The organism is Amycolatopsis iheyensis (genome assembly GCF_024703995.1).
In the GTDB taxonomy this organism is placed as follows: Bacteria; Actinomycetota; Actinomycetes; order Mycobacteriales; family Pseudonocardiaceae; genus Amycolatopsis; species Amycolatopsis iheyensis.
This window is the reverse complement of record NZ_JAMXQV010000051.1, coordinates 26,631-39,747: the sequence shown is the minus strand read 5'-3', so window position 1 is coordinate 39,747 and position 13,117 is coordinate 26,631. Positions and strand designations below refer to the sequence as shown.

Annotated in this window: 13 protein-coding genes and 1 pseudogene; 9 read left to right on the top strand and 5 right to left on the bottom strand. The window is 69.8% G+C overall.

What is annotated here, in order from left to right:
- The first annotated feature begins 247 nt into the window (after positions 1 to 247).
- Entirely contained in the window at positions 248 to 910 is a 663-nt protein-coding gene (locus M8542_RS48660) for a fasciclin domain-containing protein (protein WP_257927253.1), read from the top strand.
- A 184-nt stretch (positions 911 to 1,094) separates the two neighbouring features.
- Here the strand turns inward: M8542_RS48660 and nicT are convergent, their stop codons facing one another.
- On the bottom strand, positions 1,095 to 2,225 hold the full coding sequence (gene nicT / locus M8542_RS48655; RefSeq protein WP_504970544.1) for a Nickel transporter NicT: 1,131 nt from the start codon (positions 2,223 to 2,225) through the stop codon (positions 1,095 to 1,097).
- A gap of 292 nt (positions 2,226 to 2,517) precedes the next feature.
- Here nicT and M8542_RS48650 point away from each other — a divergent pair, with 292 nt between their 5' ends.
- The 4 genes from M8542_RS48650 (at position 2,518) to M8542_RS48635 (ending at position 7,349) form a co-directional block, all read left to right on the top strand.
- Entirely contained in the window at positions 2,518 to 4,131 is a 1,614-nt protein-coding gene (locus tag M8542_RS48650; protein WP_257927251.1) for a DUF4331 domain-containing protein, read from the top strand.
- Between the two features lie 64 nt (positions 4,132 to 4,195).
- Positions 4,196 to 5,509: a tetratricopeptide repeat protein gene (locus M8542_RS48645; RefSeq protein WP_257927250.1), complete on the top strand. Its 1,314-nt coding sequence runs from the start codon at positions 4,196 to 4,198 to the stop codon at positions 5,507 to 5,509.
- Positions 5,506 to 7,023, top strand: a complete 1,518-nt coding sequence (locus M8542_RS48640) for a nickel/cobalt transporter (protein ID WP_257927249.1) — start codon at positions 5,506 to 5,508, stop codon at positions 7,021 to 7,023. The genes M8542_RS48645 and M8542_RS48640 overlap by 4 nt, the downstream gene beginning before the upstream one ends.
- The gene (locus M8542_RS48635; RefSeq protein WP_257927248.1) at positions 7,020 to 7,349 is read left to right on the top strand and encodes a hypothetical protein; all 330 of its coding nucleotides are present in this window, start codon (positions 7,020 to 7,022) and stop codon (positions 7,347 to 7,349) included. Before M8542_RS48640 ends, M8542_RS48635 begins: the two co-directional genes overlap by 4 nt.
- Before the next feature lie 7 nt (positions 7,350 to 7,356).
- Here M8542_RS48635 and M8542_RS48630 read toward each other — a convergent pair whose 3' ends face one another.
- Entirely contained in the window at positions 7,357 to 7,887 is a 531-nt protein-coding gene (locus M8542_RS48630; RefSeq protein ID WP_257927247.1) for a sigma-70 family RNA polymerase sigma factor, read from the bottom strand.
- 465 nt (positions 7,888 to 8,352) lie between these two features.
- Between M8542_RS48630 and M8542_RS48625 the strand changes: the two genes are divergently transcribed.
- Genes M8542_RS48625 through M8542_RS48615 form a run of 3 tightly spaced genes read left to right on the top strand, consistent with a single transcriptional unit; the run spans position 8,353 to position 10,406 of the window.
- A complete protein-coding gene (locus M8542_RS48625) occupies positions 8,353 to 8,922 on the top strand; it encodes a ferritin-like domain-containing protein (RefSeq protein WP_257927246.1) in 570 nt (189 codons plus the stop codon).
- A 28-nt stretch (positions 8,923 to 8,950) separates the two neighbouring features.
- Complete coding sequence (locus M8542_RS48620; protein ID WP_257927245.1) at positions 8,951 to 9,715, top strand: ferritin-like domain-containing protein; 765 nt, start codon at positions 8,951 to 8,953, stop codon at positions 9,713 to 9,715.
- Positions 9,708 to 10,406 carry a class F sortase gene (locus M8542_RS48615; RefSeq protein ID WP_257927244.1) on the top strand — a complete coding sequence of 233 codons (699 nt, stop codon included), beginning with the start codon at positions 9,708 to 9,710 and terminating at the stop codon, positions 10,404 to 10,406. Before M8542_RS48620 ends, M8542_RS48615 begins: the two co-directional genes overlap by 8 nt.
- Positions 10,407 to 10,422: 16 nt before the next feature.
- Here M8542_RS48615 and M8542_RS48610 read toward each other — a convergent pair whose 3' ends face one another.
- The 3 genes and pseudogenes from M8542_RS48610 to M8542_RS48600 form a co-directional block, all read right to left on the bottom strand.
- A complete protein-coding gene (locus M8542_RS48610; protein WP_257927243.1) occupies positions 10,423 to 10,758 on the bottom strand; it encodes a twin-arginine translocase TatA/TatE family subunit in 336 nt (111 codons plus the stop codon).
- A pseudogene (locus M8542_RS48605) lies at positions 10,757 to 11,561 on the bottom strand (ferritin-like domain-containing protein); the annotation flags it as partial. The gene M8542_RS48610 and the pseudogene M8542_RS48605, both read right to left, overlap by 2 nt.
- A gap of 526 nt (positions 11,562 to 12,087) precedes the next feature.
- Complete coding sequence (locus M8542_RS48600) at positions 12,088 to 12,525, bottom strand: hypothetical protein (RefSeq protein WP_257927242.1); 438 nt, start codon at positions 12,523 to 12,525, stop codon at positions 12,088 to 12,090.
- A gap of 240 nt (positions 12,526 to 12,765) precedes the next feature.
- On the opposite strand from M8542_RS48600, the gene M8542_RS48595 reads away from it, so the two are divergent.
- Positions 12,766 to 13,026 (top strand): ATP-binding protein, encoded by a 261-nt coding sequence (locus M8542_RS48595; RefSeq protein ID WP_257927241.1) that lies wholly within the window; start codon positions 12,766 to 12,768, stop codon positions 13,024 to 13,026.
- Positions 13,027 to 13,117: the final 91 nt, after the last annotated feature.

Sequence of the window (13,117 nt, the reverse complement as noted above, 5' to 3'; positions counted from 1 at the left end):
CCGGCCGGGGTGCACCAGGTGTTCTGCCGGGCCACCGACAAGTCCGGCTACACCCAGACCGACCAGCGTGCGGGCACGGTGCCCGACGGCGCGACAGGGTGGCACAACGTCACGTTCACCGCAGCCTGAAAAATTCTTTCCCATCCCACCAATCCGGTTCTCGCCGGGCCCCGAATACCCATCGAGAGAACAAGTTCCGCGAATTCCCGCTGAGAACCGACATCCGCATTCACTGGAGTGATTCCGCATGAGCAAGCTTCGTATCGCCGGCATCGGCCTGACCGCGGCCGCCGCCCTCACCCTCACCGCCTGCGGCAGCAGCGACACCGGTTCTTCCGCGTCCAGCAGCGCGCCCGCCCCGTCCTCGTCCGCCCCGACCTCCAGCGCCGCGGCCGGTGGCGATGGCATGACCACCAACGCCGACGTGTTCGGCCCCGCGTGCAGCCAGCTGCCGCAGGGCTCGGCGCCTGGTTCGCTGGACTCGATGGGCCCGCAGCCGGTCGCCTCGGCCGCTTCGACGAACCCGCTGCTGACCAAGCTGGTCGCGGCGGTGAAGGCCACCAACCTGGTGGACACGCTGAACTCGCAGCAGGCCATCACGGTGTTCGCGCCGGCCGACCCGGCCTTCGCGGCGCTGGGTGACGCGAAGTTCAAGGAGCTGGCGGGCAAGCCGGCCGAGCTGTCGCCGATCCTGCAGTACCACGTCGTCGGCAAGCGTTACGACGCCAAGGGCCTCGCCGCCGCTGGTTCGCTGGAGTCGTTGAACGCCGCCGGTGGCCCGCTGAAGATCGAGGGCTCGGGCGAGAACATGACGGTCAACGGCGCGAAGATCCTGTGCGGCAACATCCCCACCAAGAACGCCACCGTCTTCGTCATCGACAAGGTGCTGACCCCCGGCACCAACAAGTAACACCGAACTCCCGAGTCGCCACACTTTCCCTTGCGGGGACTCGGTGTAACGGCCGCCGCAGCTTCGTGACCACGGAGCTGCGGCGGCCGCAGTTCGTCCACCTCGGTGGCTGCAGACTGGCGGAGGGTTGCAGGAGATCCGCCGCCGGGGGACGCCCTCAGCGGCGGCGTCCCGTCGGCCGTCGTCACTGCTGGTTCACTCCAGGGCGGTGGCGGCGGCCGGCCCCGGATGCCGCCGGAACAGCTGCGGACCACTTCTCCTCGATGCGCCAGAAGCGCCAGACCGCCAGCGCGGCCAGCCACGTGACGACGAACAGCCCGACGATCACGAAGCCGACGTGGTCCAGATCCACTCCGGCGACGGCGGCGAGCGGGCCGGTGGTGATGCCGAACTCGGGCACGAGGATGGACAGCAGCTCGATCGTCCCGATGATCAGGGCGATCGCGACGGACAGCGCCGTGATCGTGATGTTGTAGAAGATCTTCCGCACCGGCCTCGCGAACGCCCACGCGTAGGCGAAGTTCATGAAGCACCCGTCGGCCGCGTCGAACAGGGTCATCCCGGCCGCGAACAGGATCGGCAGCACCAGGATCGCGTACCAGGGCAGGGAAAACGCCGCGGCCCCGGCGGCGAGCACGAGCAAGCCGATCTCGGTGGCCGTGTCGAAACCGAGTCCGAAGAGGACACCCACCGGGTAGATGTGCCACGGCTTGCGGACGGCTCTCGTTACGCCACCGAGGATCCGGTTCAGGAAACCGCGCTTGTTCAGCTGCGATTCCAGTTCGGCTTCGTCGAAATCACCGTGGCGCATGCTCCGGAACACGCGCAGGATCCGGCCGAGTACGACGAGGTTCACGATCGCGATCAGGTACAGGAAGACACCGGAGGTCGACGTACCGATCACCGTCGTCGTCCGGTGCAACGCCGACCCGTCATCGGTCACCTGGCCGGCGAGCGCCCGGATTCCCAGGGACAACAACAGGCACAGCAGGAAAACGACCGTCGAATGCCCGAGGGAGAACCAGAAACCGACCGAGAGCGGCCGCCTGCCTTCGGAGAGGAGCTTGCGGGTCGTGTTGTCGATCGCGGCGATGTGGTCCGCGTCGAACGCGTGCCGCATGCCCAGGGTGAACGCCGTGACACCCAGGCCCAGACCGAAGACCCCGGTGGCTCCCAGTGCGTAGTGGTGTGGTGCCACCACGAATCCGAGCACACCCCAGCCGGTCACGTTCAACGTCAGGATGACCGCGGCCATGCCGGCGATCGACCGCCGGTCGCGTGAGGACAGTCGGGCGGAACGGGGAATGGTGTTCATGGCCGCCTCGGGTTCGGGGAACTCAGCTGAGCGGGGAACGACTGCGACACTAGACAGATGAACAGACAAAAAGCAACGGCCGAAGAGTTCGACCTCGATATATGTCCAGCTGTGCAGGTAAGCAGTTCACTGTGCTCGGAAACATTCACCTGTTCGGGCGTGAACCGGACCACATCCGTCTCCGAATGAGTAGGTGCTTGCCCGGGAAACGGGCTCGGCGGCTGTTCCCGCATCGGGCGGGAGCGACCCGGAACGGCACCGGAAACGGTGCCGGCTGCGAAAGGTCTGCTGCATGCCAGTACTGCCCCCGTCCCGCCGGACCCGGCGTGTGGGCCTCTCCCTGCTCGCGGTGGGGAGCATCGTGCTCACGAGCGCACTGATCGGCCTGGGAACCGATCTCGCCGCCGCGTCGAGCCACCGCGAAGCCCCGCTCATCGCCGGCGACCCGCCGGTCGACAACACCGACGTCTACGCCTTCGTCAGCCCGGACAAGCCGGACACCGTCACTCTGGTCGCGAACTGGTACCCGTTCGAGGAACCCAACGGCGGCCCGAACTTCTACCCCTGGGCCACCGACGCCCACTACGACATCAACATCGACAGCGACGGCGACGCCAGGCCCGACCTGACCTACCGGTGGACGTTCAAGACCGACGACCGCCGCGGCAAGTCGACCTTCCTCTACGACAACGGCCCGGTCACCTCGCTCGACGACCCGAACCTGTTGTTCCGCCAGAGCTACAACCTCGACGTCATCGACAAGTACGGCCGGTCGAAGAACCTGGTGCGCTCGGGCAAGACCGCGCCGTCGAACACCGGCGCCGCTTCGATGCCAAACTACGGCGCGCTGCGCGACCAGGCCGTGACGAACCTGCCCGGCGGCGGCAAGAGCTTCGCCGGCCAGGCCGACGACTCCTTCTTCCTCGACCTGCGGGTGTTCGACCTGCTCTACGGCGGCAACCTGTCCGAGGTCGGGCAGGACACGTTGCGCGGCTACAACGTCAACACCATCGCGCTGCAGGTCCCGAAGTCCGCGCTGGCGCTGAACGGCAACGCGACCCGCAACCCGGTGATCGGCGTGTGGAGCGACACCGAACGGCAGTCGCTGAGCATCAAGACCCCGGGCAAGGACACCCAGGCCGGCCCGTACGTCCAGGTCTCGCGGCTGGGCAACCCGCTGGTCAACGAGGTCGTCGTGCCCGCCGGGCTCAAGGACAAGTTCAACGCGCTCACCCCGGACCAGGACCACAACGTCCCGGATCTGGTCAGCCGGGTCACCGACCCCGAGGTACCCAAGCTGATCCAGGCCATCTACGGCCTGCCGGCGCCGGCGACCCCGCGCAACGACCTGGCCGAGATCTTCCTGACCGGCGTCACCACCAAGGCCGGTGGCCCGATCAAGGCGGACCTCAACTCGCAGCTGAACAACGCCGACGTCAACGCCAAGAGGTTCACTCCCTCGGAGATGCTGCGGCTCAACACCGCGGTGCCGGTCGCGGCGAACCCGAACCGGCTCGGCGTCCTCGCCGGTGACCTGCAGGGCTTCCCGAACGGCCGACGCCTCACCGACGACGTCGTCGACATCGAGGTCCAGGCCCTCGAAGGCGCCGCCCAGACCGGCGTCATCGTCCCGGCGCTCGCGACCGGGGACAAGGTCAACGCGAACGACGTGCCGTTCGGGAACGCCTTCCCGTACGTCGCGCTGCCGCACAACTCCGCGGTGAACGCGGGCGGTGGCGGCGGAGGCGGGGCCATCGGCGGGAGTGCCACGTCAGGAGGAGCCGCCGGTCCCGCTGCCGGCGCCTCGTTCCCGGTCAAGCCCGCGCTCGGCGGCCTGGCCGCCGCGGTGCTGCTGGGATCGGGCGTGTGGCTGCTACGCCGCCGTCCCGGGACCGCGGCCGAATAAGTCCACCGACGCCGGTGGCGGGTGTTCGGCACCCGCCACCGGCGTCCGGCCGTGAGGTCTCCGCATGTCCGAACGCTCCACCCGGCCGCGCCGGATCCTGGCGGTCGTCGTCCTCGTCGCCGGCGCGGTGGCGCTCGTCGCGAGCGTCTCGGCCGGGCAGTCCGCGCCCGTCGCGGGTCCCGCGCCGGTCCCCGTCGCGCAGGACACGCTGGCCCACAGCATCAGTGTCGCGCAGGACAAGCTCCGCCGGACGCCGCGGGACCCGCTCACCTGGGCCCAGCTCGGCACCGCCTACGTCGAACAGGCCCGGATCACCGCGGACCCCGCCTACTACCCGAAGGCCCAGGGCGCGCTCGAGAAGTCCCTGCAGCAGCAGCCCGACGGGAATGGCGCGGCTCTGATCGGGATGGGCGCGCTCGCCAACGCCCGGCACGACTTCGCCGCCGCGAAGACCTGGGGCGAACGCGCGGAAGCCGCGTTGCCCGATACCGCCGAGTCCTACGGCGTGCTCGCCGACGCGCTGACCCAGCTCGGCGACGCCGGTGCGGCCACCGACGCGATCCAGCGGATGCTCGACCACAAACCCGGCGTCTCTTCCTTCACCCGCGCGTCCTACGACCTCGAGCTGCACGGCCGGATCGACGACGCGCGGGCGGCGCTGCAGCGCGCGGTCGCCGACGCCACCAGCCCGAGCGACGTCGCCTTCTGCCGCTACTATCTCGGCGAACTCGCCTTCAACTCCGGCAAGCTCGACGACGCCGCGGCCGAGTACGACCAGGGCCTGGCCGTCGACGCGCGGAACGTCTCGCTGCTGGGGGGCAAGGCCAAGGTCGCCGCCGCGCGCGGCCGGGTCGACGAGGCCCTCGCGGGCTACCGCGACATCGTCGCCCGGGTCCCGCTGCCGCAGTACCTGCAGGAGTACACCGACCTGCTCGTCGCGGCCGGCCGTAAGCCCGAAGCCGAGCAGCAGTACGCGGTGCTCGACAGCCAGCAGCGGCTCTTCGCCGCGGCCGGTGTCACCGACGACCTGACCGCGTCCGCCGTCGCCGCGAGCCGCGGCGACAACGCCGGTGCGCTGACCCACGCACAGGCGGAATGGGGACGGCGGCAGAACGTGCTCGTCGCGGACGCGCTGGGCTGGGCCCTGCACCTCAACGGCCGCGACGCCGAAGCCCTGCCCTACCTCGACCGCGCCGCCGTTCTCGGCGGGCGCACCGCGGCCTTCGCCTACCACCGCGGCATGGCCCTCGCGGGCCTGGGCCGCAAGGCCGACGCCGTCGCGGCACTGGCGGACGCGCTCGAGATCAACCCGTACTTCTCGCCGGTCGGCGCGCCGGACGCGCGCCGAGCGCTCGACCAGCTCAAGGCGGCGCGATGAAACGGCTCGTGGTCGTCCTGTTCGGACTGCTGGCGCTCGCGCTGCTCGCCGCGCCGGCCGCGGACGCCCATCCGCTCGGCAACTTCACCGTCAACCACTACGACGGCCTGACGCTCCGCCCCGGCGGCATCGATCTGCTGTCCGTTGTGGACAGTGCCGAGATCCCGACGGTGCAGGACAAGCCGGCCGTCGACACCGACCACGACGGCGTCGTCAGCGCTGCGGAGGCCGGCACCCGCGCGGCAGGTGACTGCGCGGCCCTGATGGCGGCCACGCCCGTCACGGTCGACGGTCAGCCCGTGTCGTTGACGCTGCGGTCCAGCACCCTCGAGTTCCCGCCGGGGCAGGCCGGGTTGCCGACGAGCCGGCTCTCCTGCGCGATGTCGGCGTCCGCCCGGCTGGACCGGGCCGCGACGTTGGTGATCCGCGACGACTTCCGCACCGACCGGATCGGCTGGCGCGAGATGACCGCCGTCGGCGACGGCGTCCGGCTCCCGGCCGACGGGCTGCCGGCTGCCAGCGTCAGCAATGAGCTGCGCGCCTACCCTGACGACTTGCTGGCCAACCCGCTCAACGTCCGCGAGGCCACCCTGCGCGTCGAACCCGGCATCGGCGGGGGCGCGGCCGCGGATGCCGCCCCGCACCTGGGTCCGCTGGACGCGGTGGTCGGCACGGTCACCCGGACGTTCACCGACCTCGTCGGCGCGGACGACCTGACCCCGGCGGTCGGGCTGCTGGCGGTGCTGCTGTCGATGGTGCTGGGCGCGTCGCACGCGGCGCTGCCCGGGCACGGCAAGACGTTGATCGCCGCCTACCTCGCGGGCAAGCGGGGTTCGACGCGCGACGCGCTCGTCGTCGGCGCCACCGTGACGGTGACCCACACCGCCGGGGTCCTGGTGCTGGGGCTGCTGATCAGCGGGTCGAGCGCGCTGGCGGGGGAGAGCGTGCTGAGCTGGCTCGGTGTCGCGAGTGGACTGCTGGTGACGGGGATCGGCGCCTGGCTGCTGGTGTCCGCGTTGCGCAACCGAGCGAAGCAGGTGCAGGCGGAGCCGGTGCTGGTCGCCGCCGGAGCCGTCGCCGAGGCTCCCGCGCATGGACATGGACATGGGCATGGGCATGGGCATGGGCACGGCCATGGACACGGCCACGGCCATGGACACGGCCACAGCCATGGGCACGGCTTCGGGCGTGGCGGGCTGATCGGGATGGGGGTCGCCGGCGGGCTGGTGCCGAGCCCGTCCGCGCTCGTCGTCCTGCTGGGCGCGGTCGCGCTCGGCCGTACCTGGTTCGGCGTCCTGCTGGTGCTCGGTTACGGGTTCGGGATGGCCGCCACGCTGACCGCCGTCGGGCTGCTGCTGGTCCGGCTGCGCGACCGCCTGGACACGATGCGCCGCATGGACCGGCTGCGGGCCCGGGCGGCCCGGCTGTCCGGCTGGATGCCGGTGCTCACCGCGACACTGGTGCTGGTGGTCGGGCTCGGCCTGGCCGTCCGCGCCGCGACGGGAAACGGATGACGATGCGCGCGACCTTCGCCCTGGCCTGCTGCCTCCTGATCGCCTCTTGCTCGGCCGCCCCGCCCGATCCCGGGCCGGTGTTCGACAACGAGGGCAACCAGGCGGTCGGCTGCATGAAGCATCAGCCGGCCGCGCCGGGCGCCCGCTATCTCGACCCGGGACAGGTCCGCACGGACGAAACCCTTCCCCTGCTTCGGTACTACACCGCCAACGGGCGCAAGGCCTACTGCGACCACGCGGCACCGTCGGCGGCCGACCGGGCGTGGGCCGGGGTGTACGTCAGCCTCGGCGCCGAGCGCGTGAACGTCGCGGGCCTGCTGGGGTGAGTGGGGCTCAGCGGGTGATCAGGCCGCGGAGCTTGGCCGCGGCCAGCCGGACGCGCGACTTCACGGTGTTGACCGAAACTCCTTGTGCCGCGGCGATGTCCCGGTAGGTCAGGCCGTCGATGTAGGCCTGGGTCAGCAAGGTCCGCTGCTCCGGTGACAGCTTCGCCAGCGCGGCGCGGATCTGGTGCACCTGGACGCCGTCCAGCACGTGCTCACTGGGGTCGGGCTCGGTGGAGATCTGGGCCTGGGTCGCGATCAGGGTGTCGCGTTGCCGCGCCGCCTGCGCCGACCGGACCCGGTCGACCGCCCGCCGCCGCGCGATCATCGTGACCCACCGGGCGCCGGTGCCCTGCGCTCCGTCGAACCGCGCGGCGGTCGACCAGAGCTCGAGAAAAGTCTCTTGCGTGACTTCTTCGGACTGGGCGTGGTCCTGCACGACCTTGAAAACGGTGTGGAAGACCAGGCCGAAGAATTCCCGGTACAACCGGTCGAAGGCGGACCGGTCTCCGCCGGCGACCCGTTCGAGCAGTTCTTCCATGGCAGTGGTCCCAGCCTCGGCAGTCTGGTCGGCAAAGGTGAATGCATTTCCAGCAGCGAGGTCCGGGCTGCCCCTTTACGGAAGGTTCGAGGCGACGTCTCGCCCAGCTTGGTTCGAGCCGGCGGTTAGGCCATCGGGGTGATTCCCCCGCCGAAGTGATGTCCTGTTCCCGGCTTGGCCGCGGACGTCGTCGCAGGTTGTGGCCCTGGGTGTGCATGTCAGCGGTGGGGCGGGCCGAACAGGGGGATGAACCCGATCGGGGGTGCCTCCGAATCGTGGTTGTCGGCGGACACCGGTTTCCCGGGTGATCCGGCTGGATCTTCACCAACGAGCCCGCCCGGCACGGCCGCGAGCGGAGCGCAGAGAGCGTGAGGTCGAATGCGATCGTCCAGGAACGACAGGGTTTTCGGCGGCAAGCCGGTGCTGGGAATTGCGAAGGAGAGTGACCGCAGGGCCTTCCTGCGGATGGCGGGGCTGGTCGGGGTCGGCGCGACGCTGGTCGCCGGCGGCCTGGGGTCGGCGGCGGCCTCGGCGATCGCCGCGCCGGCCGCGGGTGACGCGGGCGATCTCGAGATCCTCAACTACGCGTTGACGCTCGAGTACCTGGAGTCGGACTTCTACGCCATGGGACTGACGAAGAACCTTGTCAGCGGGCGCGAGCTGGAACTGATCACCGAGATCGCCGATCACGAGAGCGCGCACGTCACGGCGGTCACGACGCTGATCAAGCAGCTCGGCGGTACCCCGGTCGCCAAGCCGGCGATCAAGTACCCGACCGAGACGTTCGCCGACAAGGCGGGCTTCCTCAAGTCGGCGTCGACGTTCGAAGAGGTCGGGGTGACGGCGTACCACGGTCAGGTCGGGCTGATCAAGAGCGCCGACGTGCTGAAGGCGGGTGCGTCCATCGCCGGGGTGGAGTCGCGGCACGCGGCCGTGCTGGCCTCCCTGATGGGCGGCGAGCCGTTCCCGGCACCCATCGAGAAGCAGCGGACGAAGGACGAAGTCCTCGCCATCGTCAAACCGTTCCTCTCCTGACTTCCCGACTCCGTAAGGAAAACCATTCATGAACAGGCGTGATCTGATCCACGGGCAGGCCACCGAGGTGTCGCCCCAGCTGGCGCTCGGTGCGCTCAACAACCGCTGGGCCCTGGCCCAGGCCGGCGACTTCGGGAGCGACCTCGACGTCCTCAACTACGCGTTGACGCTGGAGTACCTCGAATCGGCGTTCTACGTCCAGGGCAACAAAGCCGTCTCTCTTTCGGGGGCCGAAGCCGACTACCTCAAGAAGATCCAGTCCGACGAGGAGTCCCACGTCACCACCCTGACCTCGACGATCAAGAAGCTGGGCGGGACCCCCGTCGAGGCGCCGATGGTGAACTTCGGTGCCGCGTTCGAGAACCGCATGAGCTTCCTGAAGACGAGCCACACCTTCGAGAACGTCGGGGTCGGCGCGTACCTCGGCGCGGCCGGGTTCATCAAGGACAAGACCATCCTGCAGGCCGCGGCCGGGATCTTCGGCGTCGAGGCACGGCACGCGGCGATCGTCGGGAACCTGCTCGGGCTGCCCGCGAAGGGCGGGGTGTTCATGGGCAACACCGAGACCCCGAAGGACAAGGCCACCGTGCTGGCCGCCGTCGCACCGTTCCTGGTCGCCACGCCCACCGTCCCGGCCGGTGCGCCGGACATGGGCGCGGGCGGGACGAGCGACGGCACGACCGGCACCGTCCTCACCGCGACCGGTGCGGTGCTGGTCGCCGGTGCGGCGGCGACGGCGGTGGCGGTGGGCCGTCACCGTCGCGCTGACTCCGGCGAAGGACCCGATGCCTGACGCGGATCCCGCGGAAACCGGAGCCGGTGGACGTCGCCGCACCGTCCGCCGGCTCCTCCTCGCGCTCGTCGTGGTGCTGGCTCTCGCCGGCGGCGTCCTGATCTGGGTAGGCGTGACGCGCCCGTCCGGCCCGGGTTCCGTTGCTTCAGTGGGCAGCATCCCGGCGCCGACGACCACACTGTCCACTTCGGACCCGACGACCACCGCCCCGCCGGTTTCCCGGTCGCCGGTTCCGCTGTCCCGGTCCGCACCCGTTTCGCTGCGGGTGCCGAGCATCGGGGTGAGCAGCTCGCTGCTGTCCCTGGGCCTGAATCCCGATAGGACGGTCGAATCCCCGAAGGACTTCGGCAAAGCCGGCTGGTACGACCTCGGGCCGACACCGGGCGAGGTGGGCGCGTCGGTCATCCTCGGACACATCGACTCCTACCGCGGCCCGGCGGTGTTCTACCGGCTTTCGAAGCTCGGCCCCGGTGACCAGATTCTCGTCCTGCGTGGTGACGGCAAGACGGCGGCGTTCACGGTCGACGCCAAGCGGCAGTACCCGAAGAGCGGGTTCCCGGCGAACGACGTCTACGGCGCGGTGGACTACGCCGGCCTGCGGCTGGTCACCTGCGGCGGCGAGTTCGACCGGGCCGCGCGCAGCTACCTGGACAACATCGTGGTCTACGCGCACTTCACCGGGACAACCTGAATGAGCGGGCCGGCGTTCAGGTGGCTTCCATGTCCACGCGCGGCCCGTCCCCGGTCCGCGGTGGCGCGGTCATCGGCTGGGTGGTTGCCGGTGTGTCCAGAAGCAGCCGTGTCACCGCTGTACGTGGGTCGAGGCTGCGGAGCTGGTTGAGTTCACCGAGCGGTTTGCGCAGTTGCTCGAACTCCGGGCCGATTTCGTCGGTGATCTGCTGGTGGGCGTTCGCGAGCGCGTCTTTGGCCTTCTGCGCGGTTTTGCGGACGGTCGTGAGGGCGCAGGGAAGTCGTTCCGGGCCGAGGATGAACAGGGCGGCGACCAGGAGGACGAGCAGGTGTTCCGGACTGAGTCCGAGCATTGGCGTTGCCGTGGCTGTCGATGACGCCCTGGTCGTCGTCGGTGGGGCCGTCGAGACTGTCACGGGCGTTGGAGAACTTGACGGTCGCCTTGCCGTCGCCCCGCTGGTAGAGCGCGCTGCGGATGTTGGCCGCGTGGTACGCCTCCACCGCGAGGATGCCCGCGGCGGCTTCGAGGTAGGTCTTGTTGGTGATCAGCGGGGCCGCACCCTTGTACGCCGTCACGCCGACGTCCTCGAACAGGAACGCGGCGAGCACGAAGTTTTCTTCGCAGGAGAAGGCGTCGAAGGTCTGGCCGGGCTTGACGAGGCCGGCGGCCTGGGCGGCGGCGGTGAAACTGGACTGCAGGTCAATTGCCGGGCGGCTGACCGCCGCCGAGCCGAGCGCAGACCGCAGGAACTGGACGTGCGCCTTCTCGTCGCCCGCGATTTCCTGGGCGTACTTGCCTCGCGGCTTTGGTCTGGAAGCGGACGGCGCGGCCGCCGGTGACGCCGCCGCGGGTGCCGGTGCCGGTGGTCATCGAGTCGGCCAGGCCCTTGCCGGTGACGGCGTGGAGGTAGAACTCGGCTTCCAAGTACTCCAGGTTGAGCGCGAAGTTGAGCACGGCACCGTCACTGACCCCGCTCGATGCCGCGGCGGGGCGTGCGGTGGCCGCGGACGCGGTTCCGGCGGTGAGGCCGCCGAGGGCTCCGGCGCCGACAACGCCGAGTCCAGTCATACCGGCTGCCTTGAGGAAGCGGCGTCGGTCCTGATCGTTCTCCGTGCTCCGGGTGATCATCGACGCGGCATAGCGTTTACCGAACACGTACGTTCTCCTCCCCGCCCGCACGCGTGCGGGGGACGACACCCACGCCGGGGCCTCCCGGCGGTGGGACGGATCCTTCGTGGACATTCCGCTTTCGGGGTCGTCCACGCCGCGGATGGGTCAATCCCCCGAGCGGGGTTCCCAACATCGCGCGAGGGCAGGCCACCGTGAGTGTCCATTCGGGTCACTGGTGTAGTCAGCCCGGGTGTTTTGTGCCGTTCGTTGCAGGAAAAGCGCTATTTCCACCAGCTACTCAACGGTAGTAAACTCTTTTGGGGGAAAGAAAAAACTTCAGTCCGTACCCAATCCGGTGATGGTCTTCGCCTTCGAAAACCTGACTGACGGTGAAGTCCAGACCTGATTGGGGGGTGAGATGGATGGATACTTCCCAGACGGATTGCGCGCTGGTCCAGCACCCCCTGGTACTTGGGATGCTGGTCGTGGCCGGCGCGTTGTTCGGATTCACTCTGCTGGCGTTGGCCGTGTCGGCGGCCGCGGACGCTTCGGAAGGTTCGCCGCCGCCTGTTCAGCCCGGGCTGCTCGATCGGGCCGGGCAAACGGTGCACGGCGTGCTCAAGCCCGTGGAACCGGTGCTGAAGCCGGTCACGGGCACGGTGCACGACGTGACGTCGCAGGTCGCTCCGGTGGTGCAGCCGGTAGCGGGCACGCTGTACACGGTGACCTCGCAGGTGGCTCCGGTAGTGAAGCCGGTGACGAGCGGGCTCGAGCCTGTGCTCGAGCCGCTGACCCGCCCGGTGCTGCGTGCGACCGAGCCGGTGTTGTCGGCGCTGCGGCCGGTTGCGGAACCCGTGCTGGACGCGGTGTCCCCGGTGACTTCGCCGGTGGTGGCCGGCACGACGTCGGCGGCCGGTACCGGTGGCAACGGCGGAACCTCGGGCAACGGCGGGAACGCGAGCAGCGGCAACAACGCGGTGAGCGGGAACTCCGGCAACTCCGGTTCCACCGGCGGCAACAGCGCCTACGGCGTTGTGTGCTGGCGAAGTGCAGCACCTCGGCGTCCTCGGGCAACTCCGGGAACACGGGCGCGACCGGCTCGACCGGGAACGCCTCGAACACCAGCACCACCAAGGGTGGCAACTCGGGTAACGCTGGCAACGGCGGATCCGGGACCGCGGCGACGTCCGGCAAGAACACCGCCGGCTCGCACTCCTCGCGTGGCGGGATCCTTGGGATCCTCGGGGCCGTGGGCTCCGTGACCGGCACCGCGAACGGTGGCAACTCCGGCGACGCCGGCAACGCGTTCCTGCACGCCGGTCGGCCGCTCCAGCTGCGCATCCACCACGGGCGCGCCCCGTCCCGGGTCACGGTTGCGGTCGCCGACCCCGGCGCCGGCGAGCCGCGGATGCAAGTTCCCGGCCAAGGCAGCGGCCGTGGCCTGTGGCTGGTGAACCAGCTGAGCCACCGGTGGGGAGTGAGCCGTCACGACGACGGCAAACTGGTGTGAGCGTGTTTCGCGTTCCGCGAGCCACCTGCGGCGTGAGGCTGATGTCACCGCTCGGACGCCGGCGCTTGCGTGCCGCAGGAAGCCTAAGGGA

What these genes read in the sequence shown, in the direction of transcription:
- nicT (WP_504970544.1), bottom strand. Translation starts at nt 2,225, where the DNA reads ATGAACACCATTCCCCGTTCCGCCCGACTGTCCTCACGCGACCGGCGG.
- M8542_RS48630 (WP_257927247.1), bottom strand. Translation starts at nt 7,887, where the DNA reads ATGGAAGAACTGCTCGAACGGGTCGCCGGCGGAGACCGGTCCGCCTTC.
- M8542_RS48615 (WP_257927244.1), top strand. Translation starts at nt 9,708, where the DNA reads ATGCCTGACGCGGATCCCGCGGAAACCGGAGCCGGTGGACGTCGCCGC.
- M8542_RS48660 (WP_257927253.1), top strand. Translation starts at nt 248, where the DNA reads ATGAGCAAGCTTCGTATCGCCGGCATCGGCCTGACCGCGGCCGCCGCC.
- M8542_RS48645 (WP_257927250.1), top strand. Translation starts at nt 4,196, where the DNA reads ATGTCCGAACGCTCCACCCGGCCGCGCCGGATCCTGGCGGTCGTCGTC.
- M8542_RS48610 (WP_257927243.1), bottom strand. Translation starts at nt 10,758, where the DNA reads ATGCTCGGACTCAGTCCGGAACACCTGCTCGTCCTCCTGGTCGCCGCC.
- M8542_RS48650 (WP_257927251.1), top strand. Translation starts at nt 2,518, where the DNA reads ATGCCAGTACTGCCCCCGTCCCGCCGGACCCGGCGTGTGGGCCTCTCC.
- M8542_RS48625 (WP_257927246.1), top strand. Translation starts at nt 8,353, where the DNA reads ATGGCGGGGCTGGTCGGGGTCGGCGCGACGCTGGTCGCCGGCGGCCTG.
- M8542_RS48635 (WP_257927248.1), top strand. Translation starts at nt 7,020, where the DNA reads ATGACGATGCGCGCGACCTTCGCCCTGGCCTGCTGCCTCCTGATCGCC.
- M8542_RS48620 (WP_257927245.1), top strand. Translation starts at nt 8,951, where the DNA reads ATGAACAGGCGTGATCTGATCCACGGGCAGGCCACCGAGGTGTCGCCC.
- M8542_RS48640 (WP_257927249.1), top strand. Translation starts at nt 5,506, where the DNA reads ATGAAACGGCTCGTGGTCGTCCTGTTCGGACTGCTGGCGCTCGCGCTG.